This is a genomic window from Paenibacillus sp. SRL342 (assembly GCF_984798905.1).
The window spans coordinates 4,451,815-4,469,373 of record NZ_OZ481790.1; the positions used below are offsets into that span (position 1 = coordinate 4,451,815).

Consider the following 17,559-nt stretch of genomic DNA (forward strand, 5'->3'; position numbering starts at 1 on the left):
ATTTAAAGTTTCTTATTAGAAACCTCAGGGCGTAAAAAATAATCATCAGCACTAATTTTGAAATTCTCACAAAGAACCCTTAACTCAGCAATCGAAAAATCTCCACCTGTACCATTAAGATTTTGATTAAATGCAGACGGTGATTTGCCTAGCATTTCAGCAACATGTTTCTGTTGAACACCACATTCATCTAAATATGCCTTGAACTTAGTGTATGGGATGTGTCTACGCTTTGTCTGCTTCAATTTCACCACTCCTTTCCGGTTTCTGTTTTGAAACCTTGTGAGGTGAGTATATCTATCTCTGGTTTCAATGTCAATAACTTTATTGCTGAATATCTAAACAAAAGTTGCTTTTTCGAAACCTGTACTTTATTATGAGTTTAGACAGTTCTAAATTGAATAATTAGGAGAATTGAGATGAGTCAACCAATCGGAAAAATTATCAAAAGTTTACGTAATAAACACAAACTTTCACAAGATGAACTGGCAGAAAAACTTAATCAAAAGTTCAATACAACTATAAATAAAGGCATGATATCAAAATGGGAAAACAATCTTGGAGATCCTCGTCTTGATACTGTGAGGCATCTTTCAGTCTTCTTTAATGTATCTTTAGACTATTTGTTAGGAAGAACTGATGAACCTAAAGAGACTATATCTGATGAAGAAGATGCCACTTTAGACGAGAATTATCGAAAAATTGAAAGATTCGCAAGGAAGGTGTCTCCAGATGTTTTAGAAAAAGCAGTAAAAATTTTAGATGCGGCCTTCGAAGATGCCTTCAATGAAGAAGATTATGAGGATGATGATGATATTTAAACCAAATTTTAAAAAAGCAGAAACGTCAGCATACAGGTTACTGAGAGAAATTCCAACCGACAGATTCCCCATAAAAGTAAAGGATATGGCAAAGGAATTTGAAAATCTAAAAATTAGAACTTACACCTGGTTTGCAAAAAACAGAAATATGACATTCGAAGAGGTTTGTACATTTGCTGAAAGCGAAGAAGGCTGTTGTTATTATCAAAAAAAAAATCACCAATATTTAATACTCTACAACGAAAAAATTTCTACCCCCGGTAGAAAACGTTGGACAATTGCCCATGAGATCGGTCATTACGTTCTTAGGCACAATGAAATTTCTAACAAGACAATAATCTCAAGAAGTTCCCTTACAAAAGATCAATACAAATCATTTGAACAAGAAGCAGATTGCTTTGCTCGATCTTTATTAGTTCCGTCAAGTGTTCTTTATGCCCTCAAAAAATTCAACGCTAAGGATCTGAGCAATTGGTTTGATATTTCATTTCTTGCTGCTAAAAACATTCTAAGTTTTTTTAGTAAAGGTACTACACTTGGTAAGACACATAATCCTAAAGACTTCTTAGTAAAAAAATATTCAGACTTCATTTTTACTATAAACAACGAACATCATTGCAATAATTGTAAACACAGCTTCATAAAGACTAACCCCAATTATTGTCCAGTATGTGCATCTAAAAAAATCTCTAATAAAAGGGTTGAATTTGATATGAAATATGACAAAGTGCAACTTGATGAATTTAGCCGTGCCATGGTATGCCCTAAATGTAATAACGAGGAAATACACGGAGGAAATTATTGCAAAATTTGCGGCATTTATGTGATAAATCGTTGTGATAACAGAACAACCGGTTGGAATGACAGCCTTGAAATTATTTGCGATGAATTAGCTGAAGGTGACGCAAGATTTTGTACTAAATGTGGTCACGCAACAACCTTTTACCAAAATGATTTACTTCTCCCTTGGGAACTGGAATATAAACTCGGGAAAAAGCAAGAACACAAAAGTTATCTTGAACATCTTGATGAAGAAGCTGAAATGGAAGCGGAGATGGAATATGAAGAAGAAAAAAGAGAACGTACAGCACCACAATTTAAAATTTTAGATGAAATACCATTCTAGATTCAACTGTTACTTTACTGAGAGGAGTAAGGAAAATGGCATCTATTGAAGCTCGTGGGACCAATTCTTGGAGATTAACCGTTGAAGCTGGTTACGATTCTAACGGGAAAAGGCTACGTGAAAAGAAAACGATTCGCATCGATGAAAAATTATCACCAAAGAAATTGGATGAGAGACTCAATGAAGAATTAGTTAAATTCAAAATAGAAGTAGAATCTGGACAGTATATTGCACCAGAAAAAATGACGTTTGCCGCATTCGTAGATGAATGGAGAGAGAAGTTTGCAAAAGGGAAAAAGTATGCTCCTAAAACAACTGAACTAAACGAGTACATGTTTACTCTCCTACTTCCACACTTAGGGAACAAAAAAATGAGTGATATTAAAACAATGCATATTGTACAGTATTTCAGTAATATAGAAGATTCCGAAAAAAGGCTTTTCAGTTACAAAGGGGCACTGTCCTCATCTACTCTTATATCCCTTCACAGAATATTGCGGAATATATTTGGTGTAGCCGTAACCTGGAAGGTTATAAAGGACTCACCCATGGAAGGATTGAAGTATCCAAAGAAAATTAAAGTTAAGGCTGAGTGCTACGATGAGGAAGAGAGCAAGGAACTTTTAGAAACCTTAGAGTCGCAACCCCTAGTTTGGAAGGCAATTGTTACTTTAGCAATAACAACCGGTATGCGTCGAGGTGAAATCTGTGGTCTCGAATGGAGACATATTAACTTAGATAAAGGAATTATCGAAATTGAGCAGCAAATGGTATACACAAAGGAAACCCAAAAAGCTATAACACCACCGAAGACGGCGGATGCCAACCGGAAAGTATCGATCCCTAGAGTAGTGGTAGATCTCCTAAAAACTTTGCGTAAGCAGACAGTTGTCAATATTGATAAAATGGGTTCAGAGTGGAAAGGTAGTTTAGAGCGTCAATTTGTCTTCACCACTTCGTCTGGTTCTCCATTTGGACCAGAGTATGTTTCAAGCAAATGGCACAACTTTGTTCGTAAACATGGATTACGTCCCATTAAATTTCACGCTTTAAGACATACATCAGCGTCTTTATTAATTAATCAAGGTGTACATTCAAAAGTCATTTCAGAACGCTTGGGTCATTCAGACATAGCCATAACAATGAATGTTTATGGCCACGTTTTCCGTAAAGCTGACCATGATGCAGCCAACAAGTTTGACGACATGTTTAGCACAAAAAATAAAGAAATTAAGTAATCGTCCCCAATCCGTCCCCATTTACTATAACACCACCCTAGGAATGCTTATACAGCAGTGTTTTCCACTGCTTGATATCTATAGATGTAATAGGTTTAACCTATAGTGAGGGAAAAGCAAATAAACCACTGCTCATCGCAGAGGTTTCAATTGATAACAATTATCATTATCAGATAAGTCTTATACTACGTTTTCGCTGCTTCGCTGTCAATGCTTTTTATCTAGATCATAACAAAACAGCCCTGAATCCAGAGCTGCTTTCCTAGTTGCTGTTATAAAATGAAAGTTATCATATCAACGCCTTCTATAGAGAGCGCTTGTCCGACTACTGTATTACAAACCGTTATTCGCAATCACATCTTTGTACCAATAGAAACTCTTTTTGCGTTTTCTCTCCAGTGTTCCATTGCCGTCATTATCCTGATCTACATAAATAAAGCCATATCGTTTCTCCATCTCTGAAGAAGAATAACTAATCAGATCAATCACTCCCCAACTGGTGTAGCCCAGCAGTTCAACACCGTCCAGAATTGCCTCATGCATCTGTTCCATGTGAGATTGGAAATAATCAATACGATAATCATCCTGAATGCTGCCATCAGCTTCAATCGTGTCTACCGCTCCAATCCCATTTTCAACGATAAACAAGGGCACCTCATAACGGCTATACAGTTCATTCAGTGAGATGCGCAGACCTACCGGGTCAATCTGCCAGCCCCAATCATTCGTTTGCAGATACGGGTTCTTCACCCCTCCAGTTGTATTGCCACTCACCTGCTCCAATCGGTCGCCATCCACACTTGATACCAGGGACATATAATAACTGAATGAGATAAAGTCCACAGTGTGCACTTTCAGAATCTCTTCATCCCCCTCAAGCATATCGAGGTTAATTCCTTTTTCGGCAAAAAATCTCTTCGTAAAGTACGGATACGCTCCACGCACCTGTACATCCGTAAACATAAGATTGAATTGATTATCCCGGGAAGCAACGAGTACGTCTTCGGGATTACATGTATGAGCGTACGTCGTCAGTTTGGTAAGCATACATCCGATCTGGGAACCGGGAATGATCTCATGACAGTATTTCACTGCGAGCGCACTTGCTACAAATTGATGGTGCAACCCCTGATATACGGCCTGCTCCACATTTTCGAAACGCTCCGGAACAATACCACCACTCGTAAACGGATGACGAACAATGCTGTCAATTTCATTAAATGTAATCCAATACTTCACTTTGTCCTTATAACGGGTGAACACGGTTTTGCAAAAGTGAATAAAATAATCGACGACTTTCCGATCCGTCCATCCACCATAGTAATTCACCAGATACATCGGCATTTCATAATGGGACAACGTAATCAAAGGTTCAATTCCTTGTTCCAGCATGCCATCAATAACACGGTCATAGAACTGCAAACCAGCTTCATTCGGCTCTGTTTCATTGCCATTTGGGAAAATTCGGGTCCATGCAATGGATAGTCGCAACGTTTTGAGTCCCATCTCCCCAAACAGGGCAATATCCTCCTCGTAACGGTGGTAGAAATCAATGCCTCTGCGTTTCGGGTATTCTCTATCCGAGGTAGACTCCATCGCAGTTTTGATCTGCTCTTCATTGATCGCATTATGTTTTTTATACTCACTCTTGGCTACACCTTTGCGATAGATAGCAATGTCGGCTGTAGACAGACCTTTGCCATCCACATTCCACGCTCCTTCTGCCTGATTGGCAGCAATCGCTCCTCCCCATAGAAAATCTTCTGGAAACGTTCTTGTTGTATTGGTCATTGTGTATTCCTCCTTGGATTATCTCTGTGACTCTTTCATTCTTGCTCAATTGCGACTCATGACCCGATTGATATGAATAATCAAATACATCATCTCTTCATTGGAGATCGTATGTTCAAACCGGGCTTCAATATAATCCTTGATTAGTAGTACGCAGGCTTCTTCCTGCGGGTATTTATTCGCGATCTGCTCAAAGAGCTCATGATCCTGCGTGTTTAATGTTTTATGCTCAAAGAGCCGTTGAATGAAAAACTGCAAATGGGTCAAAAAGCGTGAATAGTTGATGCTATGTGTATCCAGCTCCACTTGGTAGTGAATTTTGATAATATTGAGTACATCCTTGACTGTATTGGTCATCATCATGACCTGATTCATATTGTCATCATTCTGCTGCGCATTAACGAGATGAAAGGCAATATTTGCCGCTTCCTCCTCAGGCAGGGAGAGACCGAGCTGTTTTTGAATGAGAGACAGACCATGCAACCCGATACTGAACTCCTGCGGATAGAACTTTTTCACTTCCCACAACATTCGGTTCTGGATCGTCATATTGTCCTTGAATCGCTTCATGGCCATGTACAGGTGATCCGTTAATGCGACATAGAGATGATCACTCAGATGGCGGGACAATGTATTTTTGGCATGGGAGATGATTTCGTCAGCCAGAATCAGATATTCTTTTGGCGTTTCCTTCATCAGAGCGGTGAGATCCGAAGAGATCGTTTCATTTTCAAGGACATAGATCTTCTCGATCTCATCCTCGCCCACGACATCTCCCGGTTTGCTCCTGTAGCCGATGCCCTTTCCCATCACAATAATTTCCTTGTCATCCTCACCACGTCTGGCAAGAACAATGCTCGAATTCAATATTTTTATGACTTCCATATCAGGCTGCCTGCCTTTCATTCATATTTCAGCGGTTTATAACACCGTAATTAATGGTTTTCCCGGTCCCGTCATCGCTGCAGATTCATTGCCCAGTACCTCCAGATAATCGGAGGAATTGGTCACAATTACAGGGGTCGTCGTGTCATAACCTGCGGCTTGTATAGCTTCAAGATCAAACTCGATCAGGAGCTGACCATGAGAGATCTGTTCTCCTTCGTTCACTTTGACATCAAAATGCTGGCCTTTCAGTTTCACCGTATCCAATCCGACATGAATCAGAAGTTCAACTCCCTCTACCGATCTCAGACCGATGGAATGTTTGGTGCGGAACACCGTCTCAACGGTACCATCAAACGGGGCAAACACCTTGCCAACACTTGGCTGAATCGCCATACCTTGTCCCATCGCTTCTTGCGAGAAGGCCTCGTCCTTCACCTCACTTAATGGCAGAACTTTACCTTCCAAAGGAGCAAAAACGATCTTTTTCGATTTGATCCCTGTGGATGGCTGGATTTCAGATTCACCTCTCGCTTTGTTTGTAGGACTGCCTTCCATCGAAACTGCTGTTGGAACAACATCCTGAAATCCAATGATATATACGGCGACAAACGCGACAATGGCAGAAATCAGCATGGTAATGATCGCATAGATAATATTCATATGATCTTCACTGATAAACATAGGCATAGATGCAATCCCCGGACCCACGGCAGCATATGCCTTGAGATTCACAATACCTGCGAACAACCCAGCCACTCCGGCGCCGATCATGCAGGCAAACAGCGTTTTCTTGAGCCTTAAATGTACACCGTACAGAGCGGGTTCCGTGATACCGAATACACCTGAAATTCCTGCAGACAAAGCGACTTGTTTCAGCTTGATGTCTTTGGTTTTGAATGACACTGCTAGTGCGCCTGCTCCCTGCGCCATATTGGATGCCAGCATCGCGACCAGCACCAGTGTTTCATATCCAGGGGAAGCCAAGGCTGCGAAAATAATAGGATAAAATACTTTATGCATACCGAACATGACAATCAGAGGCATCAGTATAGCCATAATGACAACGGTCAACCATCCAATCTTATCCTGAATCCAATAGATCAGGTTGGACATTCCCGTTCCGAGATACATCCCTAGAGGTCCAAGTATAATCAGGGCAACTGGAGCAACAATGAGAATAACAATCAAAGGTTTAAGGAAAATTTTGACCGGCCCTGGTGAGATCTTGTCCGCGAACTTTTCAATGTAAGACATGAACCAGACCGTTAAAATAATCGGTACCACGGATGTCGCATATTGAACGGATGCAACAGGTATGCCAATAAAGGACACCGGATCTTCATCGCCTAGCAGACCAATCATATTCGGGTGTAACATGATTCCACCAAACAGAACGGCAACAAAGGGGTTGGTTTTAAATCTATTTGCACTGGAATAGGCCAGTAGAATCGGAAGAAAGTAAAAGGCAGCATCAGACATGACACTCAAAACGGTATATGTCTGGCTCTCTTTAGACATCAGGCCGGTCACGGTCGCCAGTAGCAACAGTGCCTTAAGCATGCCCGAGGCAGCAATGGCTGGGATAATAGGTTGGAAAATGCCTGCAATAACACTGGCAAAAGTATTAAACAGTCCTTTGGGGCTATAATCCGCTTTTTGTTTCTCCTGAATTTCGTTTGATTGCCGAGTATCCATCATCTTGGCAAGTTCATTGTAGACGTACGCGACGTCATTACCGATAATAATCTGATATTGCCCGCCGCTATTCACTGCGCCAATAACACCATCAAGGCTCTTAATTTCTTGGGTCTTCGCCATATCCGGATTCTTCAGGGTAAGTCTGAGCCTGGTAGAGCAATGAATTAACGTGTTGATATTATCATTGCCACCGACCAGCTCCATAATCGATTGGGCTAATTGTTTGTGATTCATGGTGCACCTCCGCCATTTTTTTCTTGATGGGAACAAAAAAAGACCTAAAAAGGGTAGGAAAAGAGAAACTCTTCCCACCCAATCTAGGTCTTGCCTGCCGAACAGTAACACGCCATCGTTGGATGAATGTTATTCAATTATATAAACGAAAAAGAATATGAACATTTGAAATGGTTCCGTACTAACATTTGAAACTGGCACGCATGAAAACGTTGATTTTGTTTTACCCGGGTAAGTGATTCTTATTAAGCGTTTTCAAAATCAGTATATCAACTCTTCTGATGGAGTGCAAGCGGTTAAGCGAAATTAATGATTTCTTCACCTGTAATGATATAATGGTGGCATAACGAAAGGACTGACCAATGACGATGGAATTCAGACAACTTCAATATACGCTTCAAATTGCGGCCGAACGCAATTTCTCCCGGGCAGCAGAGAAGCTGCATATTGCCCAGCCTTCATTAAGCCAGCAATTATCCAAATTGGAAAAAGAATTGGGAGTCCTGCTATTTCAGCGTAATACAAGTACCGTGGAGTTAACCCATGCGGGTGTTACGTTTGTCGAGCAAGCCCAAAAGATCGTAGATGCCATGGAGCTATTGCGTCAGGAAATGTCAGACATCTCCCAGCTTCGCAAAGGTAAAGTCGTTGTAGGCAGCATGCCGATCACGGGCTCACACTTGCTCCCACATGTGCTTCCAGCGTTCCAACAAGCTTATCCCGAGATTGAGGTCACCTTATTGGAGGACTCCGGTCTTACGCTTGAGAAATTGACAGCAAGCGGCAAAGCAGATCTCAGTCTGCTATCTCTTCCTTTACAAGAGCCAAGCTTGTCTTATGTAACCATTGGAGAGGAACGGATTGATCTGGCTGTTCCCCCGAATCACCCTTTGGCACGCAGGGCAGATCCGGAACATCCGATTCCTGTGCGAATTGAAGAGCTTCGGGATGAACCCTTTGTTGTATTGAAAAAAGGACAGGGCTTCCGCAAACTTACATTTGATCTCTGTGAGCAGGCCGGTTTTGATCCCCAAGTTGTGTTTGAGAGCACCAATATTGAAACCGTTCAGTCGCTCGTGGCCACAGGTATGGGCATTACCCTGGTTCCACGCTTTATTGCCCGTGCACCGCGCAGTGAATTCGTACCTGTATATGTGCCACTTGCTGAGCCTACTCCCAGCAGAACACTTGTTGTCGCTTATCGTCAAGGAAGAGTACTGTCGAAGGCAGCCGAAGCATTCATCCATACGTTTCAACAAACCGTGGCCGAACTGTCAAAGGGAGACTAAGGAATTGCTCCTATGGGTATGGAGACATATGGTACTGAACCAAAACAAAGGCTTGACCCTTATGGGCCAAGCCTTTGTCATATACTCGTTTCCCGCATCCGCAGGATAGAGTTCTTACATTGCAATCACAGTAACTGATTACAGTACAATGTTGCTTGTTAAGCTGTTTAGCTACAGTGCTAATTTATAATGTTAACGTAGAAACGTACATAAGAAAACTCCATGTCTGGCGGTTTATTTACGCAAATTACGATCGCTTGTCAGCCTGTTTTGCTGATTCATTACACGGCCTTCGTCCTGAACAGTTGAATCAGGGGGTGATAGCCCTCCTGCTCCATTCTCTAAGAATGCCCTTAAGTGATCTTCCCTTGTGTTATCCTGTTCCAGTCTCCTGAGCGTATCTTTCACATGGTTGTCCATTGATTGATCATCCTCCTTGGTGACGGGATAGTTATCATTACCCGCGTCCTGGAAGAATAAACACTTCTACGAAAATTTTTTGCCGCTTTTTTTTATTTTTCGCCAAAATAAACGCCAGGTCGACGGTCTTCAAATACGGGAATCCTTCCGCGAACCTCATCTACCAGAGATGGACGAATAATTCCGGTCACGATCTCTTCCCCTTCGCCACCTTCAGCCACAATCTCACCCCAAGGATCAATGATGAGGGAATGTCCGAAAAATTCAGTCTCTCCCCCTTTACCCACACGGTTACATGCGATCACATACATCTGATTCTCAATCGCTCGTGCGGTAAGTAACGTACGCCAGTGGTGCAGACGAGGTTTCGGCCATTCGGCGGGTACAATCAATGCCTTGGCACCATTCAAAGCAAGGGTGCGGGCAAGCTCCGGGAAGCGGATGTCATAACAGATCGAAGCCCCCGCTGTAAGACCGTTCTGCAATTCAAAAATTTCAGGTTCCGCACCTGGCTGTAAATATTTCTCCTCATCCATCAGACGGAACAAATGTAATTTATCGTATCGTGTTACCTGTTTTCCTTCACGATTATAAGCATACATTGTATTGTATATTTGACCATCCCGTTTCTCAGCGATTGACCCGCCAACGATGGAAATTTGATGTTTTTGAGCAAATGCAGACAGCCATTCCCGAGATTTCTGGCCTTCCGGGTCAGCGAGTTCATGAATTTGCGTCAGAGCGTAGCCCGTATTCCACATCTCAGGTAACACAGCCAGCCCCAGATCCGGATATTGTTCTACCGCACGCTCAAGCAACATCTGCATATGTTTATGATTGGCCTCAGGGTCTCCGAGTTGAATATCGCCCTGAATCAGGGCTACACGCATTTCTCCCTGTTGTTTTTCTGTCATGACAAGCACTCCTCTGAACCGTAATACCTGCTATCATAGCTTGATCCTCCTGAAGACTGCAAGCCTGTTTTTGTTATGAACTTCCACATAACAACTCAGGCAGCAGGGTCAACAATCGATCACTCGTGAGCGCATCACCCACATTCCATGTTGACTCCTCCACAGGGTATACCCGTCCATTCCGCACAGCCGGAAGAACCTTCCAACTGGGACTTTTCATCAGCATCTCTGTAGCCTGTCTTGCCACAACTTCCTCAGGCAGCATAACAAATACATGATCTCCCGCATACTGACGTACCGCTTCAGCCGAAATTTCCTTATAGGCTCTGCCTGCCGCAAGTGCTTCCTTCACTTTGGTAACTGGCCTGAATCCCATTGGATGATATAATATAGGCGCCAGACCGATATTGCCCATAACAAATAATCGTGCACCCCGATGGTATGTAAATACGGATGCCGTTTCCCCCTCTTCAATCACAGTATGGATCTTCGCCCACATCTGCTCAGTACGCTCCGCATAGGAGGTTAGCCAATGTTCAGCCTCCGGTTGTCTGTCAAACCAGCTGCCCAATCTGCGCATTCGTTCTTCCAACGTGGCATGTGAATTGTAAGCAAGCGTCGGTGCAATCCGGGAAAGTTGTTCATACTGTTGTTCATTGCTGCTATCAAAAATAATCAAATCCGGCTTCATGATAACAGCGGCTTCCACATTAACTGGAGCGACCGCGTCATATGTCTGATCTCCCAGTAACTGAATGCCCAGTATCATCAGATCCCCAGCGGAATCTCCGTAATACATCATTCGCTCCGGATTTACTGGAATATTCACATCATGACCCAACCAATCTTGTACTAATGTCTGCTGCTGAATCGATCTGTCATATTGACGAGGAGACAAACCAGTCATTTGGCGAAAACGCCTGCTGAAATAATACTCATCCTTAAACCCCACGCGACTCGCTATATCCCGAAGTGGTTCATCTGATTTGCGAAGCCAGTCCTTGGCATGTTTGATGCGAACATGATTCACATAATCGAGCGGCTTGTGACCCGTGAGTTGTCTGAAAAGAGTCGTATATTGTACAGGTCTGATCTCCGCAAGACGTGCCAGTTTCTGTACAGTGATTTCTTCAGCATAATGGTCGTCCACATACTGAATCGTACTGTGTAGTCTTGCTTCAATACTCTGTTCCGTCTTTGGAGAAGTGTACCGGGTAATGATCACCTCCATCCATTTTTGGAACTGTGCATTCAAATGACTGTATTCGGCATCTGTTTTATAATTCCGAAGGACATACATTTGCTCAAGCAACCCACTTAACGGAGCATAGGGATAACCATTCAATTGGTTTCTGTGCTCAAATACAGGTCGGGTAAAGAGCTCGGGATCACCCGTCAACACATTAATAACATCAAAAGCCATTATGATATATTTCAATTCCGAGTTATTACGATGTTCAATCTGGTACCCCTCTCCCGAAGAAAGTGGATAAACACATCCCGTAGTAAACGGAAACTGTTCATGTCCTATATATAAACGCCCATCCCCTTCTTCACAGATCAGGAAGGCATGTTTCTCGCAAGCAACTTCCAGCATCACCTGTTCAGGTGGTTCAATTCGACGTACCAGATGATCCAGCCGAAACATGAATGCTGAAAAGAACAACGCTCCCCCATCGGCATCCAAAGCCTGCATGTCGGTTCACCTCGTTTTTCTAAAATGAGAATAATTATCAATCATTCTGTATGGTCTGATTATAAGCGAGCGATTGTTAATAATCCAGATATGACTTTATTCAGCAAAAAAGAGCGTTCAACGAAATGTTGAAGGCCCCTCTTACTTTTTTGGAAACTGCATTCCGCAAATAGTGTTCATCATGCCTTGCTAACTCATCAACAATTATTGGATCATCTGTTTTGGCAACTCTTTCAGCAGCCACTCTCTGGAAAGAGCATCGCTCGAAGCTTTTGCGATATCAAAGCGATATACCTTCCCTTCTTTCACCGCAGGCAGGTTCTTCCAGATCGAACTATCCAGCAATTCCTTGGTGGATTGTTTCGCATCGTCGGTCACGGGATCCAGAATAAATATCCGATCACCGGCAAATTCAGATAATTTTTCAGTTGAAATCTCTACGAATCCCATGTCTTCATCCAATACTTTCTGGATTTCCGCGGTTGGCTTCAGCCCGTCTTTTCCGTATAACAACTGTGGCAATCCTGCACCCGCCATGACAAACAGACGATTCCCGGGATACATGGTGAATACCGAGGCTGTCTCCCCTTCTTTTAATCCGTTCTCATGAAGTTGCGTCCACATCTCTTCCGTCGCTTTTTGATGAGCCGTAATCCAATCCTTCGCTTCTTGCTTCTTATTCAACAAATCGCCAAGGATACGCATGCGATCTTCTATTAAACCAAACGAATCAAATGTAACTGTGGGTGCAACCTTTGCGATCTGATCATATTGAGCTTCATCACTGTTAGAGAAAATGATCAGATCGGGATTCAGGTCTAACGCCTTTTCCACACTGATCGGAAATCCTACATCTTCTGCCTGAGCAACCTGATCATCAAATACGGTTCCCTCTTGACGAAGTATGCCGACAGGAACAACACCAAGCGCGAGCAGATCCCCTGTAACTTCTCCATGATAGATAACTCGCTTCGGATTTACAGGAATCTCAACTTCATGGCCAGTCCAGTCTTTGAATATCCGGGTCTCGCCCTCATTCGTTTCTTCCACTGCAGTCGTGGTCTCTGTTGTTTCTGTGGCTGCTTTGGAATCATCAGCGCCAGCAGCAGGTGTTGCAGCCTGATTTCCACAAGCCAGTAGCAGAATGGATAACCATGTGATCGTTAATAATACTCCCGTATTTCGTATGCCCTTTTTCATTTCTATTTCTCCCCCTATATCATGTGCGTAGTGTAAGGAATTAATGATATTGATTATCATTATCGGATATTATCATAAAACATGGCTTCTCTCAGCTCAATGGACAAAACGAAATGAGCACTTTCAATTTTGTACAATACTCCGCTCTTTGCTCCCGTGTACTGCATATTCAAGTGGATTTCCCTCTATACAGCTCGGGATTGGCGTGATAAATTAATGAGAACTATTTGCCATTTTTAATAACCGGAGTGATGAATATAATGACCCATTCAGACCATATAACTGCTCGTTCAGCCTTTACGATACCGACTTCTGATGTGATGGCACAGCTGCCAACGCAATTTTTTGCTACCCTTGTTCAAAATGTAAATCGTGAAATCGCAAATGGTCATGACGTGATTAATCTGGGTCAGGGGAACCCGGACACACCGACACCAGCCCATATTGTGAAAACACTGCAAGAGTCGGCTGAAAATCCCCTCTACCACAAATACTCCCCTTTTAGAGGGTACTCTTTCCTGAAAGAAGCTGTCGCCAAACGTTATAAGGAAGATTACAACGTTGATCTGGATCCCGAGACTGAAGTTGCGATTCTGTTCGGAGGCAAAACAGGTCTAGTTCAGTTACCCCAGGTCCTGCTTAACCCCGGCGACACCGTTCTCGTTCCAGATCCGGGTTACCCGGATTACTGGTCTGGTGTTGCACTTGCCAAAGCAAACATGTCATTTATGCCTTTACTGGAGTCCAATGCATTCCTGCCTGATTACGAAGCCGTTACTGCGGAAGATCGGGAGAAGGCCAAGCTGATGTTCCTGAACTACCCCAACAACCCAACGTCAGCAACGGCGCCCCTTTCGTTCTACGAAGATACGGTAGAATACGCCATTCAAAATCAAATCGTAGTAGCCAGCGACTTTGCTTACGGTGCAATTGGATTCGACGGACATCGTCCAGTAAGTTTCCTGCAAGCCCCTGGTGCCAAAGAAGTGGGCATTGAATTCTATACGTTATCCAAAACATACAATATGGCTGGATGGCGTGTTGGATTCGCACTCGGTAACGCAGAGATTGTCTCTAAAATCAATCTGCTTCAGGATCATATCTATGTCAGTCTTTTCGGTGGGATTCAAGCTGCGGCAACAGAAGCACTGACTGGCTCCCAGGAATGTGTTGCCTCGCTGGTTTCACGTTACGAATCCCGTCGCAATGCGTTTTATGACGCTCTATCCTCCATTGGCTGGCAAGCTTCGAAACCAGCAGGTTCATTCTTCAGTTGGTTGCCTGTACCTGCCGGTTATACCTCCGCTTCATTTGCAGACTTGTTACTGCGAGAAGCCAAGGTGGCCGTAGCCCCAGGTATTGGTTTTGGTTCGCATGGTGAAGGCTATGTGCGCGCAGGACTGCTAAGTGATGAAAACCGATTACGCGAAGCTGTGGAGCGGATTGGCAAGCTGAATTTATTCAAGTAATTTACAGGACCATAACCCCTTTGCATATGCCAAGTTTCCATGGTATGTTATAAGAAATATTGAACGAAACGTGATGACGGGACCAGTAAGAGAATATCAGTCGCGCCCAGAGAGTAAATTCCACCCTGCTGAAAGAATTTACCGTGACTCTTCTCTGAAACCTACCCCTGAGCGGCCTGTTACGTACAGGACAGTGCCTTCTGTTACAGGGCATGAAGCCGGATGATTTAATCATCAATAAAGGTGGTACCGCGGAAGTAACGAACTTTCGTCCTTTTTAACTAAAGGGCGGGAGTTTTTTTTGTACCCGCAAAAGCCTGCTCCAGAAGCACTTATTAATCATGTTTAAGGAAGTGAAACCATGACTTCACGTATTGTAGTTAAGATTGGAAGCAGCTCGCTTACAACGGAAGAAGGCGGTCTGGATCGCAGTTCGATCACTTTTTTTGCCGGAGAAATTGCAGCATTGGCTGATCAGGGCCATGAAGTGCTTTTGGTCACCTCTGGAGCGGTAGCGGCCGGATTCCGGGAGATCGGTTATCCTCAGCGCCCCAAACTACTACATGAGAAACAAGCCGCAGCGGCCGTTGGGCAGGCATTACTGATGCAGGCATATCAACAGGCTTTTGCAGCGCACCGCGTTACTACGGCGCAAATTCTGTTAACTCGTACAGACTTTCACAGTCGTAAACGCATGGGTAATGCAGGCATGACCGTAGAAGAGCTGCTCAAACAGCGAGTGATTCCAATTTTCAATGAGAATGATACGGTATCGGTGGATGAATTGAAGTTTGGTGATAACGATCTGTTGTCCGCATTGGTTGCGAACCTGGTGAAGGCACAGCATCTGATCATTCTTACCGATACCAACGGACTGTATACCGCAGATCCGCGTAAAGATCCTTCTGCCGTTCGTTACGACCGTATCCCCGAGATAACGGCTGAGATCTACGCTTTTGCCGGCGGTTCAGGATCAACGGTTGGTACAGGCGGAATGCGATCCAAAGTCGATGCAGCCAAGGTTGCTACACGTGGAGGCGTACCTGTATTCGTGGGAAGTGTGAAAGAACCCGGAGATATGCAGAAGGCGGTTGATGGCACGGGCAAAGGAACTTACTTTGAGACACGACTCGCTTCGTTATCTCGTAAAAAGCAGTGGCTCGGCTTCATGTCTACACCGCTGGGAACCGTCGTTGTGGATGATGGTGCTGAAGAAGCACTTGTCCATGGGGGCCATAGTCTTCTACCTGTAGGGGTCAAGCGAGTACTGGGAACATTCCATGCAGGAGACGTCGTAGAGGTGATTGGCTTGGATGAAACCTTGCTCGGTCGCGGTATCGTCAATTATGATGATGACCAGCTTCGACTTATTGCCGGACTTCCCAGTGGCGAAGTGATGAAACAACTTTCTAGCATCCACAGACTTGAAGTTATTCATAGAGACGAATGGATTACGTTAAAATAACTATGAAGCTATATAGTGGTTAAAATTTTAACTTTATATATATGAGGAGGAATTAAGATGAGTGAAGTCAGAGAAAAAGCCATCAAGGCCCAAGCCGCGGTTCCACAGCTGAACCGATTGAATACAGAACAGAAAAATACAGCCCTGCGTGTCATGGCAAATGCTTTGATTAAGGAGACAGATTCCATCATTACGGCAAACGCCGAAGATCTGGCACGCGGCAGAGAACAAGGTACGCCGGAATCCATGCTGGATCGACTCGCCCTCAATAAAGAGCGCATTGTTGGCATTGCTGAAGGATTACGTCAGATTGCGGATCTCCCTGATCCAGTCGGTGAAGTATTGGAGACATTTACCCGTCCTAACGGATTGCATGTTGAAAAACTTAGAGTGCCGATTGGTCTGATCGGTATCATCTACGAAGCTCGACCTAATGTAACCGTGGATGCAGCCGGATTATGTCTCAAAACAGGTAATGCGGTGCTTCTGCGCGGCGGCTCCTCTGCCCTGTCTTCCAATCGTAAAATTGTGGAGGTGCTGCATCAGGCACTCACAACGACAGACATGCCTGCTGATGCTTTGCAACTGGTTGAAGATGCAGATCGTGCTTCCGTAGATGAGATGCTCAAGTTGAACGGGCTGCTGGACGTTATCATTCCACGCGGAGGAGCTTCCCTCATTCGTAATGTGGTTGACAACGCAACGGTACCTGTCATCGAAACCGGGGCTGGCATCTGCCATACCTATGTGGATGAATCAGCCGATCCAGTTATGGCATCCGAAATTGCCATCAATGCCAAGGCACAACGTCCATCCGTATGTAACTCCATGGAAACGTTGCTGCTGCATGCCGCATACGCGGAAGAGCATCTGCCTGCTCTTGCCGAGCAATTCCGTGAGGCCAGTGTGGTCTTGAAAGGTTGCGACACGGTGCGCCGTCTTGTTCCTTCTGCCCTTGAGGCAACCGAGGAAGACTATGCGACCGAGTACAACGACTACATTTTAAATATCCGGGTGGTCGAGAACCTTGACGAAGCGATGCAGCACATCGCACATTATGGAACCAAACATTCCGAGTGTATCGTAACCCGGGATACAGCCCATGCAGAGCGCTTCATGCATGATGTGGATGCAGCAGCCGTCTATCACAATGCGTCCACACGTTTCACCGACGGATTTGAATTTGGCTATGGAGCCGAAATCGGAATCAGTACTCAGAAACTGCATGCTCGTGGACCGATGGGACTACCAGCACTGACATCAACCAAATATCGGATTACAGGCAATGGACAGATTCGTCAATAATATCC

The 17,559-nt window shown here is 44.0% G+C and carries 15 protein-coding genes and 1 other annotated feature; of the genes, 7 read left to right on the plus strand and 8 right to left on the minus strand.

The genetic code is table 11. From position 1 onward, the window contains the following. Positions 1 to 2: 2 nt before the first annotated feature. Positions 3 to 245, minus strand: coding sequence for a helix-turn-helix domain-containing protein (locus AC4E8D_RS19475; protein WP_411735033.1), 243 nt, complete (start codon positions 243 to 245; stop codon positions 3 to 5). A 174-nt stretch (positions 246 to 419) separates the two neighbouring features. On the opposite strand from AC4E8D_RS19475, the gene AC4E8D_RS19480 reads away from it, so the two are divergent. The 3 genes from AC4E8D_RS19480 to AC4E8D_RS19490 are packed head-to-tail and all read left to right on the plus strand — an operon-like array spanning position 420 to position 3,185. After that, on the plus strand, positions 420 to 821 hold the full coding sequence (locus AC4E8D_RS19480; protein ID WP_490205130.1) for a helix-turn-helix domain-containing protein: 402 nt from the start codon (positions 420 to 422) through the stop codon (positions 819 to 821). Continuing rightward, entirely contained in the window at positions 805 to 1,947 is a 1,143-nt protein-coding gene (locus AC4E8D_RS19485) for an ImmA/IrrE family metallo-endopeptidase (RefSeq protein ID WP_490205131.1), read from the plus strand. Before AC4E8D_RS19480 ends, AC4E8D_RS19485 begins: the two co-directional genes overlap by 17 nt. A gap of 35 nt (positions 1,948 to 1,982) precedes the next feature. Continuing rightward, positions 1,983 to 3,185, plus strand: a complete 1,203-nt coding sequence (locus AC4E8D_RS19490; RefSeq protein WP_490205132.1) for a site-specific integrase — start codon at positions 1,983 to 1,985, stop codon at positions 3,183 to 3,185. Positions 3,186 to 3,518: 333 nt separating this feature from the next. Here the strand turns inward: AC4E8D_RS19490 and AC4E8D_RS19495 are convergent, their stop codons facing one another. The 3 genes from AC4E8D_RS19495 to AC4E8D_RS19505 are packed head-to-tail and all read right to left on the minus strand — an operon-like array spanning position 3,519 to position 7,796. Then, positions 3,519 to 4,976, minus strand: a complete 1,458-nt coding sequence (locus tag AC4E8D_RS19495; RefSeq protein WP_490205133.1) for a glycoside hydrolase family 1 protein — start codon at positions 4,974 to 4,976, stop codon at positions 3,519 to 3,521. Positions 4,977 to 5,021: 45 nt separating this feature from the next. Then, entirely contained in the window at positions 5,022 to 5,861 is an 840-nt protein-coding gene (licT, locus tag AC4E8D_RS19500; RefSeq protein ID WP_490205134.1) for a BglG family transcription antiterminator LicT, read from the minus strand. 36 nt (positions 5,862 to 5,897) lie between these two features. Then, positions 5,898 to 7,796, minus strand: coding sequence for a beta-glucoside-specific PTS transporter subunit IIABC (locus AC4E8D_RS19505; protein WP_490205135.1), 1,899 nt, complete (start codon positions 7,794 to 7,796; stop codon positions 5,898 to 5,900). Positions 7,797 to 8,164: 368 nt separating this feature from the next. Here AC4E8D_RS19505 and AC4E8D_RS19510 point away from each other — a divergent pair, with 368 nt between their 5' ends. Continuing rightward, positions 8,165 to 9,085 (plus strand): LysR family transcriptional regulator, encoded by a 921-nt coding sequence (locus AC4E8D_RS19510; protein ID WP_221820383.1) that lies wholly within the window; start codon positions 8,165 to 8,167, stop codon positions 9,083 to 9,085. A 234-nt stretch (positions 9,086 to 9,319) separates the two neighbouring features. Here the strand turns inward: AC4E8D_RS19510 and AC4E8D_RS19515 are convergent, their stop codons facing one another. From AC4E8D_RS19515 to AC4E8D_RS19530, 4 genes are all read right to left on the minus strand, one after another. Next, entirely contained in the window at positions 9,320 to 9,505 is a 186-nt protein-coding gene (locus tag AC4E8D_RS19515) for a hypothetical protein (RefSeq protein WP_017687767.1), read from the minus strand. A gap of 92 nt (positions 9,506 to 9,597) precedes the next feature. Beyond that, positions 9,598 to 10,419, minus strand: a complete 822-nt coding sequence (locus AC4E8D_RS19520) for a carbon-nitrogen family hydrolase (protein ID WP_449003584.1) — start codon at positions 10,417 to 10,419, stop codon at positions 9,598 to 9,600. A 73-nt stretch (positions 10,420 to 10,492) separates the two neighbouring features. Continuing rightward, complete coding sequence (locus tag AC4E8D_RS19525) at positions 10,493 to 12,115, minus strand: ABC transporter substrate-binding protein (protein WP_449003583.1); 1,623 nt, start codon at positions 12,113 to 12,115, stop codon at positions 10,493 to 10,495. Between the two features lie 204 nt (positions 12,116 to 12,319). Then, positions 12,320 to 13,315, minus strand: a complete 996-nt coding sequence (locus AC4E8D_RS19530) for an ABC transporter substrate-binding protein (RefSeq protein WP_490205136.1) — start codon at positions 13,313 to 13,315, stop codon at positions 12,320 to 12,322. A gap of 260 nt (positions 13,316 to 13,575) precedes the next feature. Between AC4E8D_RS19530 and AC4E8D_RS19535 the strand changes: the two genes are divergently transcribed. The 3 genes from AC4E8D_RS19535 (at position 13,576) to AC4E8D_RS19545 (ending at position 17,554) form a co-directional block, all read left to right on the plus strand. After that, entirely contained in the window at positions 13,576 to 14,784 is a 1,209-nt protein-coding gene (locus AC4E8D_RS19535) for a pyridoxal phosphate-dependent aminotransferase (RefSeq protein ID WP_449003581.1), read from the plus strand. Between the two features lie 64 nt (positions 14,785 to 14,848). Next, positions 14,849 to 15,063 (plus strand) — a binding site (T-box leader). Between the two features lie 82 nt (positions 15,064 to 15,145). After that, positions 15,146 to 16,249 carry a glutamate 5-kinase gene (proB, locus tag AC4E8D_RS19540; protein ID WP_221820375.1) on the plus strand — a complete coding sequence of 368 codons (1,104 nt, stop codon included), beginning with the start codon at positions 15,146 to 15,148 and terminating at the stop codon, positions 16,247 to 16,249. A gap of 57 nt (positions 16,250 to 16,306) precedes the next feature. Beyond that, entirely contained in the window at positions 16,307 to 17,554 is a 1,248-nt protein-coding gene (locus AC4E8D_RS19545) for a glutamate-5-semialdehyde dehydrogenase (RefSeq protein ID WP_490205137.1), read from the plus strand. The last annotated feature ends 5 nt before the right edge of the window (positions 17,555 to 17,559 follow it).

Coding starts and splice junctions, on each gene's coding strand:
- licT (WP_490205134.1), bottom strand. CDS start 5,861: ATGGAAGTCATAAAAATATTGAATTCGAGCATTGTTCTTGCCAGACGT.
- AC4E8D_RS19515 (WP_017687767.1), bottom strand. CDS start 9,505: ATGGACAACCATGTGAAAGATACGCTCAGGAGACTGGAACAGGATAAC.
- AC4E8D_RS19545 (WP_490205137.1), top strand. CDS start 16,307: ATGAGTGAAGTCAGAGAAAAAGCCATCAAGGCCCAAGCCGCGGTTCCA.
- AC4E8D_RS19495 (WP_490205133.1), bottom strand. CDS start 4,976: ATGACCAATACAACAAGAACGTTTCCAGAAGATTTTCTATGGGGAGGA.
- AC4E8D_RS19490 (WP_490205132.1), top strand. CDS start 1,983: ATGGCATCTATTGAAGCTCGTGGGACCAATTCTTGGAGATTAACCGTT.
- AC4E8D_RS19510 (WP_221820383.1), top strand. CDS start 8,165: ATGGAATTCAGACAACTTCAATATACGCTTCAAATTGCGGCCGAACGC.
- AC4E8D_RS19525 (WP_449003583.1), bottom strand. CDS start 12,115: ATGCAGGCTTTGGATGCCGATGGGGGAGCGTTGTTCTTTTCAGCATTC.
- AC4E8D_RS19530 (WP_490205136.1), bottom strand. CDS start 13,315: ATGAAAAAGGGCATACGAAATACGGGAGTATTATTAACGATCACATGG.
- proB (WP_221820375.1), top strand. CDS start 15,146: ATGACTTCACGTATTGTAGTTAAGATTGGAAGCAGCTCGCTTACAACG.
- AC4E8D_RS19480 (WP_490205130.1), top strand. CDS start 420: ATGAGTCAACCAATCGGAAAAATTATCAAAAGTTTACGTAATAAACAC.
- AC4E8D_RS19505 (WP_490205135.1), bottom strand. CDS start 7,796: ATGAATCACAAACAATTAGCCCAATCGATTATGGAGCTGGTCGGTGGC.
- AC4E8D_RS19535 (WP_449003581.1), top strand. CDS start 13,576: ATGACCCATTCAGACCATATAACTGCTCGTTCAGCCTTTACGATACCG.
- AC4E8D_RS19485 (WP_490205131.1), top strand. CDS start 805: ATGATGATGATATTTAAACCAAATTTTAAAAAAGCAGAAACGTCAGCA.
- AC4E8D_RS19520 (WP_449003584.1), bottom strand. CDS start 10,419: ATGACAGAAAAACAACAGGGAGAAATGCGTGTAGCCCTGATTCAGGGC.